The organism is Pseudomonas sp. LM13 (assembly GCF_041381355.1).
GTDB lineage: Bacteria > Pseudomonadota > Gammaproteobacteria > Pseudomonadales > Pseudomonadaceae > Stutzerimonas > Stutzerimonas frequens.
In genome coordinates, this window is sequence record NZ_JACBXH010000043.1 from 1 (window position 1) to 15,589 (window position 15,589).

General features: G+C 60.0%; 16 protein-coding genes and 1 pseudogene. 14 read left to right on the forward strand and 3 right to left on the reverse strand.

The genetic code is table 11. The features are described 5' to 3' along the window. Window positions 1-365: pseudogene (locus HZR81_RS20040) on the forward strand (helix-turn-helix domain-containing protein); the annotation flags it as partial. Between the two features lie 459 nt (window positions 366-824). Further along, the gene (locus HZR81_RS20045) at window positions 825-1,340 is read left to right on the forward strand and encodes a Rha family transcriptional regulator (RefSeq protein ID WP_278361838.1); all 516 of its coding nucleotides are present in this window, start codon (window positions 825-827) and stop codon (window positions 1,338-1,340) included. Window positions 1,341-1,895: 555 nt separating this feature from the next. On the opposite strand, the gene nadB is transcribed toward HZR81_RS20045, so the two are convergent. Next, the gene (gene nadB, locus HZR81_RS20050; RefSeq protein ID WP_500129064.1) at window positions 1,896-3,503 is read right to left on the reverse strand and encodes an L-aspartate oxidase; all 1,608 of its coding nucleotides are present in this window, start codon (window positions 3,501-3,503) and stop codon (window positions 1,896-1,898) included. A 348-nt stretch (window positions 3,504-3,851) separates the two neighbouring features. Here nadB and rpoE point away from each other — a divergent pair, with 348 nt between their 5' ends. From rpoE to pdxJ, 12 genes are all read left to right on the forward strand, one after another. After that, complete coding sequence (rpoE, locus tag HZR81_RS20055) at window positions 3,852-4,433, forward strand: RNA polymerase sigma factor RpoE/AlgU (RefSeq protein ID WP_003282114.1); 582 nt, start codon at window positions 3,852-3,854, stop codon at window positions 4,431-4,433. 31 nt (window positions 4,434-4,464) lie between these two features. Continuing rightward, the gene (locus HZR81_RS20060) at window positions 4,465-5,055 is read left to right on the forward strand and encodes a sigma-E factor negative regulatory protein (RefSeq protein WP_125868370.1); all 591 of its coding nucleotides are present in this window, start codon (window positions 4,465-4,467) and stop codon (window positions 5,053-5,055) included. Window positions 5,056-5,063: 8 nt separating this feature from the next. Then, window positions 5,064-6,008, forward strand: a complete 945-nt coding sequence (locus HZR81_RS20065; RefSeq protein WP_133456068.1) for a MucB/RseB C-terminal domain-containing protein — start codon at window positions 5,064-5,066, stop codon at window positions 6,006-6,008. Beyond that, the gene (locus tag HZR81_RS20070) at window positions 6,005-6,457 is read left to right on the forward strand and encodes a SoxR reducing system RseC family protein (protein WP_133456067.1); all 453 of its coding nucleotides are present in this window, start codon (window positions 6,005-6,007) and stop codon (window positions 6,455-6,457) included. Before HZR81_RS20065 ends, HZR81_RS20070 begins: the two co-directional genes overlap by 4 nt. 35 nt (window positions 6,458-6,492) lie before the next feature. Next, the gene (locus tag HZR81_RS20075) at window positions 6,493-7,914 is read left to right on the forward strand and encodes a DegQ family serine endoprotease (RefSeq protein WP_500129065.1); all 1,422 of its coding nucleotides are present in this window, start codon (window positions 6,493-6,495) and stop codon (window positions 7,912-7,914) included. Between the two features lie 189 nt (window positions 7,915-8,103). After that, a complete protein-coding gene (gene lepA / locus HZR81_RS20080) occupies window positions 8,104-9,903 on the forward strand; it encodes a translation elongation factor 4 (protein ID WP_063541162.1) in 1,800 nt (599 codons plus the stop codon). 1 nt (window position 9,904) lies between these two features. Continuing rightward, window positions 9,905-10,759, forward strand: a complete 855-nt coding sequence (gene lepB, locus HZR81_RS20085; RefSeq protein ID WP_063541163.1) for a signal peptidase I — start codon at window positions 9,905-9,907, stop codon at window positions 10,757-10,759. A gap of 92 nt (window positions 10,760-10,851) precedes the next feature. Continuing rightward, window positions 10,852-11,229, forward strand: coding sequence for a DUF4845 domain-containing protein (locus tag HZR81_RS20090; RefSeq protein ID WP_063541164.1), 378 nt, complete (start codon window positions 10,852-10,854; stop codon window positions 11,227-11,229). Beyond that, complete coding sequence (rnc, locus tag HZR81_RS20095; RefSeq protein ID WP_500129066.1) at window positions 11,226-11,915, forward strand: ribonuclease III; 690 nt, start codon at window positions 11,226-11,228, stop codon at window positions 11,913-11,915. Before HZR81_RS20090 ends, rnc begins: the two co-directional genes overlap by 4 nt. Continuing rightward, window positions 11,908-12,819 carry a GTPase Era gene (gene era, locus HZR81_RS20100; RefSeq protein WP_500129067.1) on the forward strand — a complete coding sequence of 304 codons (912 nt, stop codon included), beginning with the start codon at window positions 11,908-11,910 and terminating at the stop codon, window positions 12,817-12,819. The genes rnc and era overlap by 8 nt, the downstream gene beginning before the upstream one ends. 48 nt (window positions 12,820-12,867) lie before the next feature. Next, window positions 12,868-13,557, forward strand: a complete 690-nt coding sequence (recO, locus tag HZR81_RS20105; RefSeq protein ID WP_152480980.1) for a DNA repair protein RecO — start codon at window positions 12,868-12,870, stop codon at window positions 13,555-13,557. Next, the gene (gene pdxJ, locus HZR81_RS20110; protein WP_102840697.1) at window positions 13,550-14,296 is read left to right on the forward strand and encodes a pyridoxine 5'-phosphate synthase; all 747 of its coding nucleotides are present in this window, start codon (window positions 13,550-13,552) and stop codon (window positions 14,294-14,296) included. Before recO ends, pdxJ begins: the two co-directional genes overlap by 8 nt. A gap of 53 nt (window positions 14,297-14,349) precedes the next feature. Here the strand turns inward: pdxJ and HZR81_RS20115 are convergent, their stop codons facing one another. Further along, on the reverse strand, window positions 14,350-14,556 hold the full coding sequence (locus HZR81_RS20115) for a DUF2905 domain-containing protein (protein ID WP_110777849.1): 207 nt from the start codon (window positions 14,554-14,556) through the stop codon (window positions 14,350-14,352). After that, entirely contained in the window at window positions 14,541-15,494 is a 954-nt protein-coding gene (locus HZR81_RS20120; RefSeq protein WP_500129068.1) for a LysR substrate-binding domain-containing protein, read from the reverse strand. The genes HZR81_RS20115 and HZR81_RS20120 overlap by 16 nt, the downstream gene beginning before the upstream one ends. Between the last annotated feature and the right edge of the window lie 95 nt (window positions 15,495-15,589).

A 15,589-nucleotide genomic window follows, 5' to 3' on the forward strand; every position in this document is an offset into this window, starting at 1 on the left:
TTGTCGGCATCTCTCGGCTGGAATGGCATAGCCACAGGCCGGGCCAAGTAAGCAAGCCGCTATCCGTCAGGCGGCTGATGTGGATTCTTGAGGTTCTTGAGGAAGTAACGGCGGCTACTGTCGGTGAGCTATTGGGACTTGCTACACGTCATGCCCAGCGATATGTCAAAGCAATCGAGCTGGCCCTTCCCAGGTTGATGAAATGCAGATCGCAGAGCCTGATTGACGATATGGAAGGGAACCTGCCGGTTGGGCTGGCGAAGTTTTGGGAAGACACGAATCCCGAACCGCCTTGCCCTGAGGACCTCGCCAAGCTGCACCGAGCGATGGGCATCGACGCCATTGAATTAACGCCGCATGTATAAGAAGCAACCTGATGTGCCTCCGTCGGTGCGCCGCTGAATTAACGTCGCATGTATAGAGAACATTAGGTCCACCAGGCTCCGCCATCGAAGACCCAGTAGAACGGGGATCATGATTGAAAATCATCCCCTTCCCCAAGGTTCCTTATGGTTTCCTCAAGGCTCCTTAGGGTCGGAATTGATGGGCAAAATAGCGGTCACGCTCTCAGCTCCACATCAAGTTCCCGCTGCTGGTCTTCCGCTCGCCCTGGGCATCACTGATTTAAAACTCCTCGCTAATAGGACACACCCCTCGGTTGTCCCTTATCGCCCGTCGCTGGGCACAAACGCCAGTTCCCTCTGGCAATCCCGATCCAGTCTCTCGGATAGCGCCTTTCATGCCACGCCGGTTCCCTTGTCTTGGGGGGCTGGATCACCGGCTGTGGGCGCGATCTGAAAGGCACTATCAAAAGGAAACAGACAATGAACATCGAACAAATCAAGGCTTCCGGCTATGTGACTACGCTCAATGGCTTCCCCGGTATGTCCTCCCAGGAGATCGCCGAGATCACCGGAAAGCGGCATAAGAACGTCCTTCGAGACATCCAGAAGATGACCGACGAGATCGGCTCAGATTTGAGCCAATGTCAGCTTGTGGAAACCCAGGCATCCGACAGATACGGTCGGCTTCAGCCGCTGACCATCCTTGATAAGGAACTGACCTTCACGCTGCTCTCCCGGTATTCCTTCAAGCTCACCCATCTGATCGTCAAACGATGGCTTGAATTGGAAGGCTCAGGCTTTGAGCGGGTCTCGGTCCAGGCATCCGTGGTGCATCTGGTGGAGCGTGAGAAGGACATTCGCCAAGCGGCCCTTCGAAGCCTCCGTAAAGGTCCCAAGCGTCCGCTGACTGCCGAGCAAAAGGAACAGCAGAAGTACCAACGCCAAGCAGCTGCTCAGGCCCGTAAGGATCACCTGAGAGGTAGGGAGGTCGTCTGATACGTTATCGACTGATTCCAGGGCACGCTCAGGCCCTTTACGACCGACTCAACCAAACCCTGGGCACGCCCTCAGTACGCTGGGTCTAACGCGAGGGAGCATTTATAAGCCGCATCGGAATCACTTCCTCTATGTCTTCCAGGCTTACCTCAAGGAATCCTCATGGGTCCCTCTTGAGCGAGCTTGCCGACAACTTCGACAGGGCCGCAGGTCACTGGTCCTCCTGGGATTCAGTTTTAAAGCTCCTCGAGTTTCAGTCCTGGGGCTTTTTCTTGAATACCAAACTAAATCAGGAGGAGAGCCGCGTGGGGAAGCTACGTGCTGTTGATTGGCTATTGGTGGTCGTGCCCTGGGTTATCTCGCTGGTCGCCGGGTGGGACTTGAGATTCTGGAAGGAAAATGTGAGACCCCAATACCAATAACAAAGCCCAGGCAAATCCCCCGTGTGCCCCCTCGGAGCCTGATGGTTCGCAAGGGCAACGGGAGGGCCGAGCTGTCACAAAAGTGTTCGAGAGGTGTTAGAAAAGCTGCTACGCTCAGCCTCCCAAACGTGCCTCAAGAGGGTGGCGTAAGGATCGTATCGACTGCTTCTGGCAGTAGATCGGGGTAGTCCAGATTGTAGTGGAGGCCCCGTGATTCCTGACGTTGCATCGCTGAGCGGATCATTAGGTCTGCGACCAGCGCCAAGTTCCTCAGCTCAATCAGGTCCCTTGAGACTCGATAGTTGCTGTAGAACTCGTCGATCTCGCTGAGCAGCAGGCGCACCCGATGCTGGGCGCGCATCAGGCGCTTGGTGGTGCGAACGATGCCGACGTAGTCCCACATGAAGCGTCTCAACTCGTCCCAGTTGTGGGCGATGATCACATCCTCGTCGGAGTCGGTGACCTGGCTGGCGTCCCAGGCAGGCAGTGTCGTCGGGTTTGCGCAATTGGGCAGCTCGCGCAGGATGTCCTTCGCTGCAGCGCGACCATAGACGAAGCATTCCAGCAATGAGTTGCTGGCCATGCGATTGGCGCCGTGCAGCCCCGTGAAGCTGGTTTCGCCTATTGCGTAGAGCCCTGGAATGTCGGTGCGACCGGCCTGATCAACGACCACGCCGCCGCATGTGTAGTGGGCCGCCGGCACGACGGGGATGGGCTGGCTGGTGATGTCGATGCCGTACTCCAGGCATCGTTCGTAAACGGTGGGGAAGTGGCTCTTGATAAACTCCGCAGGCTTGTGGCTGATGTCCAGATAGACACAATCGATACCAAGGCGCTTCATCTCGTGGTCGATCGCGCGTGCGACGATGTCGCGTGGAGCCAGCTCTTCCCGGGCATCGAAGCGTGGCATGAAGCGCTCGCCGTTCGGTAGTTTCAGTAGCGCACCTTCACCGCGCAGAGCCTCGGTGACCAAAAAGCTCTTGGCTTGCGGGTGATACAGGCAGGTCGGGTGGAATTGGTTGAACTCCAGGTTTCCGACGCGGCAGCCCGCGCGCCACGCCATGGCGATGCCGTCACCGCAGGCGCTGTCCGGATTGCTTGTGTACAGGTAAACCTTCGCAGCGCCCCCGGTCGCCAGTACGACGAAGCGCGCCTGAAAGGTTTCCACTTCACCGGTGTTGCGATTGAGCACGTAAGCGCCGAGGCAGCGCCTGCCTGGACGACCGAGCTTGTGCTCGGTGATCAGGTCGACAGCGACGCGCTGTTGCAGTAGCTCGATGTTGCGTTTCTGCCTGGCTTGTCCAAGGAGCGTATTGAAGATTGCTGCTCCGGTAGCATCGGCTGCGTGAATGATGCGCCGATGGCTATGCCCGCCTTCGCGTGTGAGGTGAAATTCGAAGCCGCCGTCCTCTCGATTAGGCGTGTCGTCGCGGGTAAAGGGTACGCCTTGCTGGATCAGCCACTGGATTGCCTCGTTACTATGCTCCACGGTGAAGCGAACGGCGTCCTCGTGGCAAAGGCCTCCACCTGCGATCAGCGTGTCGGCGACATGTGATTCCACGGTGTCGGTTGTATCCAGAACTGCCGCGACGCCGCCTTGGGCCCAGAAGGTCGAGCCATTGGCCAGATCACCTTTGCTGAGCACCGCAACGCGAAGGCTCTCGGGGAGATTCAGTGCCAGAGTCAGGCCGGCAGCGCCACTGCCAATGACTAACACGTCGTATAGTTGAGCCTGGTTCATGTCCAGTTCCGCGGAGAAAACGTGGCCTAGTATATAGACGTGAGGTCGCGCCAAAATAGACTGCAGTGTCGTTCGCTTCTAACGGCGGGAACTTTTAGTACACCAAGCTACTCAATAGGCAGTTGTGGATGTAAGCCGGCTGGCCATGTGACGTGGGCGGCTCAGGCTTGCTATGGACACCAGGACGGCGTCGTCAGCTGATCTGACGCTTCGCTGTGGTGCAATCGCCGTCAGGTATTGCAGGATAGCTTGCTAGGAGGGGGGAGAACTTTTGCGTAAAGCCCGGGTCTATTCTGGCAGGTCGGTTCGCTGGAGTGAGCGATGCTACTCCGATAGGGAGGAGCGTTCATGCTGACTCAGGAGCAGGACCAGCAACTGGTTGAACGAGTGCAGCGTGGAGACAAGCGGGCGTTTGATCTGCTGGTGATGAAGTACCAGCACAAGATCCTTGGGTTGATCGTGCGGTTCGTTCATGACTCCCACGAAGCTCAAGACGTCGCGCAAGAGGCGTTTATCAAGGCCTATCGCGCGCTCGCCAATTTCCGCGGGGACAGTGCCTTTTATACGTGGCTGTACCGCATCGCCATCAATACGGCGAAGAATCATCTGGTGGCGCGTGGAAGGCGTCCGCCAGACAGTGATGTGAGCTCTGAGGATGCCGAGTTCTATGAAGGCGATCACGCCCTCAAGGACATCGAGTCACCGGAACGCTCGCTGCTCAGGGATGAGATTGAAGATACCGTTCATCGAACCATTCAACTTTTGCCCGAAGATTTGCGTACGGCTCTAACACTACGCGAATTTGATGGTCTTAGTTATGAAGACATTGCGAGCGTCATGCAGTGTCCGGTGGGCACAGTGCGTTCTCGGATTTTCCGGGCACGTGAAGCCATAGATAAAGCGTTGCAACCCTTGTTGCATGAATCCTGAGACAGCGGCGACAGCCAAGAGAGGAACCGCCATGAGTCGTGAAGCCCTGCATGAATCGCTGTCCGCGGTGATGGATAACGAAGCGGACGAGTTGGAATTACGTCGCGTACTAGCAGGCGACAACCCAGAGCTGCGGGCCACATGGTCACGTTATCAGCTCGCCCGTGCCGCAATGCACAAGGAACTGATCGAGCCGCGTTTGGATATTGCAGCAGCGGTGTCGGCTGCGCTGGCCGACGAGGCTGCGCCGGTTCAGACGCAGCAGCGCGGTGGTTGGAAGAGTTTGGGGCGCATTGCTGTAGCAGCGTCTGTTACGGTAGCTGTTCTGGCCGGGGTGCGGTTGTACAATCAGAGCGAAGTGGCCGGTCCGCAGCTTGCGCAACAGGCTCCGCAGCCAAGTATTTCGGTCCCGCAAGCCAATCAGGGGCCGACGGTACTGGCGGGTTACAGTGAGCAAGCGCAGATGCCTGTCCAGACTGCGGCGGAGAACGCCCCGATCGAGCGCTGGCATGAGGAGCGTCTGCCTTCTTATGTTCGTCAGCATGCGCAGCAGGCTGCCTTTGGTAATGGATCGGAGAGCGCGCTGCCGTACGCTCGTGCGGCCAGCATGGAAGAACGTTAGGGAGAAACATGCGCGTATTACCGCTGTATGTGGTGATGGGGGGCTGGCTTTCTATGCCGGCCCTTGCCGCTGATGCTGAGACCTGGATGGGTCGTCTGGCTTCAGCAGAGCAAAATCAGAGCTATACAGGTACTTTCGTCTACGAACGGAATGGCAGTTTTTCCAGTCATTCCGTCTGGCAACAAGTGGACGGAGATCAGGTGCGCGAGCGTTTGTTACAGCTCGACGGTGAGCCTGCCGAGGTTGTCCTGAAGGATGGCCAGGTACAGTGCGCATCAGATGACCTGGCTGCGCAGGTGCGCGAAGGGCAAGCATGGACCGGCCAGCGCCTGGATCCTAAAGCGCTTTCCGAATGGTATGAGTTCCGCGAGCTGGGCGATTCCCGGGTTGCCGGGCGTACTTCCGTAGCACTGGCAGTGGTTCCCAGGGATCAGCATCGCTATGGCTTCGAACTGCATCTTGATCGGGACACTGCGCTACCGCTCAAGTCTCTGATGCTCAACGAAAAAGGCCAGCTGCTGGAACGTTTTCAGTTCACACAGTTCGCCGCCGGTCCGGTCAGTGCGGAGCAGCTTGCGCCGAGTCAGGCCTGTAAACCTGTAACGATAGAAAAGCGCACGGCAAGCGCTACATCAAAGTGGCGCACCGACTGGCTGCCCCCAGGTTTCAAGCTGCTCGATGCGCATGAACGTCCTAGCCCCGCTTCATCGGAAACGGTCTCCTGGCTCTCTTACGGCGATGGCCTTGCCAAGTTTTCGGTATTTCTCGAGCCGCTGCGGGGGGCGCTGGTTGAGGATGCCCGCAGCCAGATGGGACCAACGGTTGCGGTATCCAAGCGCATCAGTACCGCCGATGGTGATGTCATGGTGACGGTCGTGGGTGAAGTGCCGCTAGGGACTGCCGAGCGAGTAGCGCTTTCGATGCGGGCTGATGCGGAACAGACGCAAAAATGATTGAAGAGCCGGGGCGGGTAGTCGCGCTCGATAAGGGTGCGGTTTGGGTCGAGACGCGGCGCAAGAGTACCTGTTCCGGTTGTTCCGCAAAAAATGGCTGTGGTCAGGGGTTGATGGATACCCTCGGCCTCCGCGAGAAGCGCGGGTTGGTTCGCGCTTTGACGGACATTCAGCTGCAGGTTGGCGATTCCGTTATCGTTGGCATTCGTGAGGATGTGTTGCTGCGCGGTGCCGCCCTTGTCTATCTTTTTCCTCTGATCATGTTGATGATCGCCGCCGTGGTGGCCGCCCAGTTTTCATCGTACGAGCCGGTCATCATCTTCTCAGGGTGCGGCGGATTCTTCGCATCCTGGCTGTTGGTGCGTATGCGGACTCGGCGTACGGCGAGCAATCCTGATTGGCAGCCAGTGATCTTGCGCGCCATGCTCGTGGGGCCAGCGAGTCCCTGAGCTTCCTTGTTTTGTCAGTGGGGAGACTTGTAGTCATGTTCAATCGAAACAGCTGCTTTGCCTTCATGGCAGGCCTGGCCTTGCTTGGGCAGGCCGTGGTGGCGCAAGCGCAAACGGCTTTGCCTGATTTCAAGCCGCTGGTTGAAAGTGCATCACCGGCGGTGGTCAACATCAGTACCAAGCAGAAGGTGCCCGTGCGCAGCGCAACGGCTCAGATGCCGGAGCTGGAGGGATTGCCACCGATCTTTCGTGAGTTCTTCGAACATAGCATTCCGCAGATGCCAGGCGCGCCGGGGCGTGGCCAGCAACGCGAAGCGCAATCTCTTGGTTCTGGCTTCATCATCTCTGAAGATGGTTACGTGCTGACCAACAACCATGTAGTCGCCGATGCCGATGAAATCATCGTCAGGCTGCCGGATCGGAGTGAGCTGGAAGCCAAGTTGGTCGGTGCCGATCCGCGGTCCGACGTGGCTGTGCTGAAGGTCGAAGGTAAAGGTCTGCCAACCGTGAAGATCGGCCGCTCCGATGAACTCAAGGCCGGCGAGTGGGTGTTGGCTATCGGCTCGCCGTTTGGTTTTGACCATACCGTGACCGCAGGTATCGTCAGTGCAACCGGCCGCAGCCTGCCCAATGAAAGCTATGTCCCGTTCATTCAGACCGACGTAGCGATCAATCCAGGCAATTCCGGAGGGCCGTTGTTCAATCTTGACGGCGAAGTGATCGGCATCAACTCTCAGATTTTCACTCGCTCCGGTGGCTTCATGGGGCTGTCGTTCGCGATTCCGATCGACGTGGCGATGGACGTAGCCAATCAGCTGCGCACCGACGGCAAGGTTAGCCGCGGCTGGCTCGGTGTCGTGATTCAGGAAGTAAACAAGGATCTCGCGGAGTCGTTCGGCCTCGAGCGCCCGGCCGGTGCATTGGTGGCTCAGGTGATGGACGGTGGTCCTGCTGCACGAAGTGGGTTGCGCGTAGGAGATGTCATCCTCAGTCTCGATGGTAAGCCGATCGTCATGTCGGCAGATCTGCCGCATTTGGTAGGAGCGCTGAAGCCTGGCAGCAAGGCTCGGATGGAAGTGGTACGCGATGGCGATCGCAAGATGCTCGATGTGAAGATCGGTGCGATGCCGGACGAGGGTGAGCCGGTGGCGGCTTCCGGTAACGGGCAGGAGCGTAGTGATAACCGCCTGGGTGTAAAAGTGACTGAGCTGACCGCCGAGCAGAAAAAGAGTCTCGACCTGCCGGGTGGTGTGGTCATCACGGAGATTCTCAACGGCCCGGCGGCGATGATCGGTCTGCGCCCAGGTGATGTCATCACCCACCTGAACAATCAGGCTATCAATTCGGCGGAGACCTTCGCCCAGGTTGCCGAGCAATTGCCGAAAAATCGTTCGGTATCGATGCGCGTCCTGCGTCAAGGGCGTGCCAGCTTCATCACATTCAAGCTGGCGGACTAGGCGCGGAGCAGCGGTGAATGAAGGGCGGCTTTGGCCGCCCTTTCTTTTGCTCCGGCCGCCTGAATGCCCCGCCGATACGGCGGGTCATCATGTGGATGGCTTGTACGTGGCACTGCCGGGACTGATCAGTTACACTTCGCGGCTATTTTCGACGGGCAATCGGCCCGCGTCTTTTCCGAGTGTTGAGCTGTGAGTGACCTGAGTCATATCCGCAATTTCTCCATCATCGCCCACATTGATCACGGCAAGTCCACCCTGGCGGACCGGTTCATCCAGATGTGCGGTGGCCTGTCCGAGCGAGAAATGGCCGCTCAGGTGTTGGATTCGATGGATCTCGAGCGTGAGCGTGGTATTACCATCAAGGCCCACAGCGTCACGCTGCATTACAAGGCGAATGATGGAAAGACTTACCAGCTGAATTTCATCGACACGCCTGGCCACGTCGACTTCACCTATGAAGTCAGCCGTTCGCTCGCTGCGTGTGAGGGCGCTTTGTTGGTGGTCGATGCCGGGCAGGGTGTCGAGGCGCAATCGGTCGCCAACTGCTACACCGCCATCGAGCAGGGGCTTGAGGTCATGCCGGTCCTGAACAAGATGGACCTGCCCCAGGCCGAGCCTGAGCGCGTCAAGGAAGAGATCGAACACATCATCGGCATCGATGCCACCGATGCCGTCCCGTGCAGCGCCAAGAGCGGTATGGGTGTCGAAGACGTGCTCGAGCGTCTGGTTCAGGTCATCCCGCCGCCAACTGGTGAGATCGAAGCGCCGTTGCAGGCGCTGATCATCGATTCCTGGTTCGATAATTATCTGGGTGTGGTATCGCTGGTTCGGGTACGCCACGGGCGCATCAAGAAAGGCGACAAGGTACTGGTCAAATCCACCGGCAAAGTCCACCAGGTCGACAGTGTGGGCGTCTTCACGCCCAAGCACACCGCCACAGCAGATCTCAAAGCCGGTGAAGTGGGCTTCATCATCGCCGGCATCAAGGACATCCATGGTGCGCCGGTGGGCGATACCCTGACGCTTTCAAGCACGCCGGACGTTGAGATGCTGCCTGGTTTTCAGCGCATCAAGCCGCAGGTGTATGCCGGCCTGTTCCCGGTCAGCTCCGATGATTTCGAGGACTTCCGCGAGGCGCTACAGAAGCTCACGCTCAACGACGCCGCGCTGCAGTACGAGCCGGAGAGCTCCGAGGCACTGGGATTCGGCTTTCGCATCGGCTTCCTCGGCATGCTGCACATGGAGATCATCCAGGAGCGCCTGGAGCGCGAGTACAACCTGGATCTGATCACCACCGCGCCGACCGTAGTCTACGAGCTGCTATTGAAGAATGGCGACACCATCTATGTCGACAATCCTTCGCGTCTGCCGGATCTGTCCTCCATTGAAGACATGCGCGAGCCGATCGTGCAGGCCAACATCCTGGTTCCGCAGGATCATCTGGGCAACGTAATCACGCTGTGTATCGAGAAGCGCGGCGTACAGCGCGACATGCAGTTCCTCGGCTCGCAGGTGCAGGTGCGTTACGACCTGCCGATGAGCGAAGTGGTGCTGGACTTCTTCGATCGCCTGAAGTCGGTCAGTCGAGGTTACGCCTCGCTGGATTACAGCTTCGTGCGCTTTCAGTCAGCCAATCTGGTCAAGCTCGACGTACTGATCAATGGCGAGAAGGTCGACGCGCTGGCGCTGATCGTGCATCGCGACAATGCCCACTACAAGGGCCGGCAACTGACCGAGAAGATGAAGGAACTGATTCCTCGACAGATGTTCGATGTGGCGATCCAGGCGGCCATTGGCGGGCAGATCGTCGCGCGGACCACGGTCAAGGCGCTGCGCAAGAATGTTCTGGCGAAGTGCTACGGCGGTGACGTAAGCCGTAAGCGCAAGCTGCTGGAGAAGCAGAAGGCCGGCAAGAAGCGCATGAAACAGGTAGGCAGCGTGGAGATTCCGCAAGAGGCGTTCCTCGCGGTGTTGAAGGTAGATAGTTGATATGTCGATCAATTTCCCGCTGTTGCTGGTTATCGCCGTGGCCGTCTGCGGCCTGTTGGCGCTGAGCGATCTGTTGTTCTTCGCCCCGCGGCGCCGGGCTGCGATCGCTAACTACGAAGGGCGCACCGGGGAAATCGATCCATCGACGCTCGAGGCGCTGAACAAGGAGCCGCTGCTGATCGAATACGGCAAATCCTTCTTCCCGGTATTGGCCATTGTGCTGGTGCTGCGCTCGTTCCTTGTCGAGCCTTTCCAGATCCCCTCCGGCTCGATGATCCCTACGCTTGAAGTCGGCGATTTCATTCTGGTGAACAAGTTCGCGTATGGCATCCGCCTGCCGGTGGTGGACACCAAAGTAATCGAGGTCAGCGATCCGAAGCGCGGCGACGTCATGGTTTTCCGCTATCCGAGTCAACCGAACATCAACTACATCAAGCGGGTCGTCGGTCTGCCGGGCGACACCGTGCGTTACAGCAGCGATCGTCGGCTGTTCATCAACGATCAGCCGGTGGCGGAGACGCTGATCGGCGAGGAGCCGGGCAGCCTCGGCAGCGCCGTGCTATATCGGGAGAAGCTTGGTGAGGTCGAGCACCTGATTCGCAAGGAGATGGGGCGCTATCGGATCGAACCGAGTCGGCAGTGGACCGTTCCTGCCGGCCATTACTTCATGATGGGCGACAACCGCGACAACTCCAATGACAGCCGCTACTGGCAGGACGAGTCGATTCCGGCCGAGTTGGCCGGCATGGTTCCTGACCGCAACATCGTGGGTAAGGCCTTCGCCGTCTGGATGAGCTGGCCGGATCCCAAGCTCAGCAACTTGCCGAATTTCTCCCGCGTGGGCCTGATTCACTGAAGCTGTGAATTACGGCCCCCGCGGAACGAACCGGGCTCGCTATATTTGTCCGGCCCCGATCGGTGGGTATCGTTTACGACATAGAGGTCGACATGAGTTTTGCGCGTTCGCAGAAAGGGCTGTCCATGCTGAGCTGGATCATGGTCCTGGCGGTTGTGGCATTCGTAGCCAGCACCGGGTTCAAGATGTTCCCGCACTATTTCGACTACATGTCCATGGACAAGATCATCCAGTCTGTGGAAACCGACGAAGCGCTTGAGATTCACAGCGTCGGGGAGTTCTATAGTCATGTCAGCAAGGGGATGCAGGTCAACGGCATCCAGAACATCGACCTGAAGGAAGCGCTGAAGGTCGAGATCCAGAACAATGAATTCAGGGCACACCTGAAGTACGAAAAACGCGAGCCGCTGATCCGCAATCTCGATCTGGTGGCGAACTTCGACAAAGAATATCGCCTAAGGATGCCGTGAGCACTTCGTTAGCCCGCCTCGAGCGCAAGCTCGGCTATCAATTCAAGGACCAGGAGCTGATGCTCCTGGCTCTGACGCACCGCAGCTATGCCGGACGCAACAACGAGCGTCTGGAGTTTCTCGGTGACGCCATCCTCAACTTCATTGCCGGCGAGGCGCTTTTCAACCATTTTCCACAGGCCCGCGAAGGCCAGCTGTCGCGCCTGCGGGCCCGGCTGGTCAAGGGCGAGACGCTTGCCGTGCTGGCACGCGGCTTCGAGCTTGGTGACCATCTGCGCCTCGGCTCCGGCGAACTCAAGAGTGGTGGCTACCGCCGTGAATCGATTCTCGCCGATACCCTCGAGGCGCTGATCGGCGCCATCTATCTCGATGCTGGCATGGACGTCGCTCGTGAGCGGGTCATCGCCTGGCTGGCCAACGAGCTTCAGGGCCTGACCCTGGTGGATACCAATAAGGATCCCAAAACCCGCCTGCAGGAGTTTCTGCAATCGCGTGCCTGTGAGCTGCCGCGCTACGAAGTTGTGGATATTCAGGGCGAGCCGCATTGCCGCACCTTCTTCGTCGAATGCCAGGTGGCCCTGCTCTACGACAAAACTCATGGGCAGGGCGCCAGTCGCCGCATTGCCGAACAGGTTGCCGCGGCAGCCGCATTGATCGCCCTGGGCGTGGAGAACGGACATGACTGACGAGCAGCAACAATCCGAAGACGTCAGCCGTTGCGGTTATGTCGCGATCGTCGGCCGGCCGAACGTCGGCAAATCCACCTTGCTCAACCACATCCTCGGCCAGAAGCTGGCGATTACCTCGCGCAAGCCGCAGACGACGCGGCACAACATGCTTGGCATCAAGACCGAAGGCAACGTTCAGGCTGTCTATGTGGACACGCCCGGTCTGCACAAGAATGGCGAGACGGCGCTCAATCGCTATATGAACCGCACCGCGGCCTCGGCGCTGAAGGACGTCGATGTGGTGATCTTCGTGGTCGACCGCACTCGCTGGACCGATGAAGACCAGGCCGTGCTCGAGCGCGTGCAATACGTCACCGGGCCGCTGATCGTCGCCGTCAACAAGAACGACCGCATCGAGGACAAGGCCGAGCTGCTACCGCACCTGCGCTGGCTGGCCGAGCAGCTGCCGGATGCCGAGATCGTGCCGATCTCCGCGCAGCACGGGCAGAATCTTGAAACCCTGGAACAGCTGGTGGCCGAGCGCCTGCCCGAGGGCGAGCACTTCTTCCCGGAAGATCAGATCACCGACCGCAGCAGCCGCTTTCTCGCCGCCGAACTGGTGCGCGAGAAGATCATGCGTCAGCTTGGCGCCGAGGTGCCGTACCAGATCACCGTCGAGATCGAGGACTTCAAGCAGGAAGGCCACGTGCTGCACATCCACGCGCTGATTCTGGTCGAGCGCGACGGGCAGAAGAAGATCATCATCGGCGACAAGGGCGAGCGCATCAAACGCATCGGCCAGGAAGCGCGCAAGGACATGGAGGTGCTGTTTGACTCCAAGGTCATGCTCAACCTGTGGGTCAAGGTGAAGGGTGGCTGGTCCGACGACGAGCGCGCACTGCATTCGCTGGGCTATCAGTAACACCACCTTCGCACTCACCCGTGCGCATCGCGCACGCCTTGGCCCGCCATGCACCAGCCTGCATTCGTTCTGCACAGCCGTCCCTACAAGGAAAGCAGCGCGTTGGTCGACCTGTTCACTCCGCAGGGGCGGCTGCGCGCCGTCATGCGTGCGGCGCGGGGCAAGGCCGGCAGCCTGATTCGCCCGTTCGTATCGCTGGAAGTCGAACTGCGCGGCAAGTCCGAGCTGAAGACCGTTGCCCGCCTGGAAAGCGCCGGGCCCGCCCACTGGCTCGATGGCCAGGCGCTGTTCAGCGGTATGTACCTCAACGAGCTGCTGATTCGCCTGTTGCCTGCCGAAGACGCGCACCCTGCGTTGTTCGATCATTACGTCGCGACACTGCCGGCGCTGGCCGAGCGCCGGCCGTTGGAACCGTTGCTGCGGGCCTTCGAATGGCGACTGCTCGACGAACTGGGCTATGGTTTCGCCCTCGACAACGATATCGCCGGTCAGCCGATCGATGCGCAGCGGCTGTATCGGCTGGTGCCGGACGCCGGCCTGGAGCCGGTTGTGGGCTTCCAGCCTGGGCTGTTCAACGGCGCGGAACTCTTGGCCATGGCCGAGGCCGATTGGCAGGTGCCGGGCGCGCTCGCCGCCGCCAAGCGGCTGATGCGCCAGGCTCTGGCACCGCATCTGGGCGGCCGACCGCTAGTCAGCCGCGAACTGTTCATGAACCTGAAGGAGGCTCCGCGTGACTGAAGCCAATCGAATTCTGCTCGGCGTCAACGTCGACCACGTTGCCACACTGCGTCAGGCCCGCGGCACCCGCTATCCGGACCCGGTCAAGGCCGCGCTGGATGCGGAAGAGGCCGGTGCCGATGGCATCACGGTGCACCTGCGCGAGGATCGTCGGCATATCCAGGAGCGCGATGTGCTGATGATGAAGGACGCGTTGCAGACGAGGATGAACTTCGAGATGGGGGTCACCGAGGCGATGCTCGCATTCGCCGAGCAGCTGCGTCCGGAGCACGTCTGCCTGGTCCCGGAAACGCGTCAGGAGCTGACCACCGAGGGTGGGCTGGACGTGCTCGGGCAGGAAGCGCGCATTCGCGAGGCCGTTGAGCGTCTACGTGGCTGTGGCGCGGAGGTCTCGCTGTTCATCGATGCCGAGCCGCGGCAGATCGAGGCGGCCGCTCGTGTCGGCGCACCGGCTATCGAACTGCACACCGGCCGTTATGCCGATGCCCACAGCGTTGCCGAGCGGGCCTGCGAGCTCGCGCGGATTCGCGACGGTGTCGAGGCCGGCCTGAGTCACGGACTCATCGTCAACGCCGGGCATGGCCTGCATTACCACAACGCCGAAGCCATCGCCGCCATTCGTGGCGTCAACGAGCTGAATATCGGCCACGCCATCGTCGCCCATGCGCTGTTCGTCGGCTTCAAGCAGGCGGTCAAGGAAATGAAGCATCTGATCCTCAGCGCCGCAGCGCGAGGGTGAGACAAGCCGTCCGCTGGAGGGCGCATTCGCGGCCCTCCGCAGGACGGCGCTGCTCAGCGGCGGAACAGGTTGATCAGTACGGTCAGCACCACGCTGAGAATCACCATCGAGGTGATCGGGATGAACACCCGGCTGCGTTCGGACTCGATGCGGATGTCGCCGGGTAGTCGACCGAACCAGCTCAGCAGCCATGGGAAATAGTGCCAGGCGATGCCGAGCAGTAGCAGGGCAGCGCCCGCCACGATCATCCAGCGTGCCATTTCATTTCCTCGTTTCGCTCCAATCGCGTGGCCGGTCGTGTTCGGTATTCGACAAAGGCGGCGATCACCTGTGCGGCCAACACCTCAACGGCTTCGCTTCGATTGCTGCCGCGTAGCAGCTTGATCTGATACTCGCCCAGTTGTGGCAACCCATACTGCCCATCCAGACGCTGCAGGGGCGGGCGAATCAGGCTTGATGGATAGGGCGCGATGGCGAGATCGGCAATCATCGCGGCCTCCTGTCCCGAAGTCTGTTCGCTGGAGTAGGCCACTCGATAGCTGCGGCCGACGCGGTCGAGGGCATCCAGCGCCTGTCGTCGCCAGGCGCAATCGGGGCTGGCCAGCGCCAGCGGCAGCGGCGCGCGCAGCGCGGCGACCCCACCACTGCGACCCGCCCAGACCAGCGGTTCGCTATGGATCGGCGCGCCCCGCGAGTCGTCCTGGCCGAGGTTGCCAACGGTGACCAGGGCGAGGTCCAGTTCGCCTGCGTCGATGCGCTCGATCATATCGATGCTGCGCGCGACCGACACATCTACTTCGACTCCGGGATGACTGCGGGCGAACAACGCCAGCAGACCGGGCAGGATGCGCGTTCCGACATCCGCCGGCGTTCCGAAGCGCACGCGCCCCTGCAGCGCTGGCTGGAGGAAGTGCGCGATGGCCTCCTCGTTGAGCTTGAGCAGGCGCCGGGCATAGCCGAGCAGTGTCTCGCCGGCCGGTGTCAGGCGCACCTGCCGTGCTTCGCGGACGAACAGGGAGCGCCCGAGGGTCTCTTCCAGCCGCTTGATCTGCATGCTGACAGCCGAGGTGCTGCGATAGATCTGCCCAGCGGCACGGGTGAAGCTGCCGCTTTCGGCAATGGCGACAAAGGTGCGCAGGACATCGCTTTCCAGCAGGGGCGTCGAAGGGGTAGTGGATTGCTCCAGCGGCTCGGGCATAGGAAGGCTTCAGTTTTTCTGAACACAGGCTTTCATATTAGTCGTTTGTTTGAACGACTGAGGCCCGCTCATCCTGTAGGCAACCGGTGGCGCCA

Coding starts and splice junctions, on each gene's coding strand:
- HZR81_RS20065 (WP_133456068.1), top strand. CDS start 5,064: ATGCGCGTATTACCGCTGTATGTGGTGATGGGGGGCTGGCTTTCTATG.
- HZR81_RS20070 (WP_133456067.1), top strand. CDS start 6,005: ATGATTGAAGAGCCGGGGCGGGTAGTCGCGCTCGATAAGGGTGCGGTT.
- HZR81_RS20045 (WP_278361838.1), top strand. CDS start 825: ATGAACATCGAACAAATCAAGGCTTCCGGCTATGTGACTACGCTCAAT.
- HZR81_RS20115 (WP_110777849.1), bottom strand. CDS start 14,556: ATGGCACGCTGGATGATCGTGGCGGGCGCTGCCCTGCTACTGCTCGGC.
- HZR81_RS20060 (WP_125868370.1), top strand. CDS start 4,465: ATGAGTCGTGAAGCCCTGCATGAATCGCTGTCCGCGGTGATGGATAAC.
- HZR81_RS20075 (WP_500129065.1), top strand. CDS start 6,493: ATGTTCAATCGAAACAGCTGCTTTGCCTTCATGGCAGGCCTGGCCTTG.
- rpoE (WP_003282114.1), top strand. CDS start 3,852: ATGCTGACTCAGGAGCAGGACCAGCAACTGGTTGAACGAGTGCAGCGT.
- recO (WP_152480980.1), top strand. CDS start 12,868: ATGCACCAGCCTGCATTCGTTCTGCACAGCCGTCCCTACAAGGAAAGC.
- HZR81_RS20090 (WP_063541164.1), top strand. CDS start 10,852: ATGAGTTTTGCGCGTTCGCAGAAAGGGCTGTCCATGCTGAGCTGGATC.
- nadB (WP_500129064.1), bottom strand. CDS start 3,503: ATGAACCAGGCTCAACTATACGACGTGTTAGTCATTGGCAGTGGCGCT.
- era (WP_500129067.1), top strand. CDS start 11,908: ATGACTGACGAGCAGCAACAATCCGAAGACGTCAGCCGTTGCGGTTAT.
- lepB (WP_063541163.1), top strand. CDS start 9,905: ATGTCGATCAATTTCCCGCTGTTGCTGGTTATCGCCGTGGCCGTCTGC.
- HZR81_RS20120 (WP_500129068.1), bottom strand. CDS start 15,494: ATGCCCGAGCCGCTGGAGCAATCCACTACCCCTTCGACGCCCCTGCTG.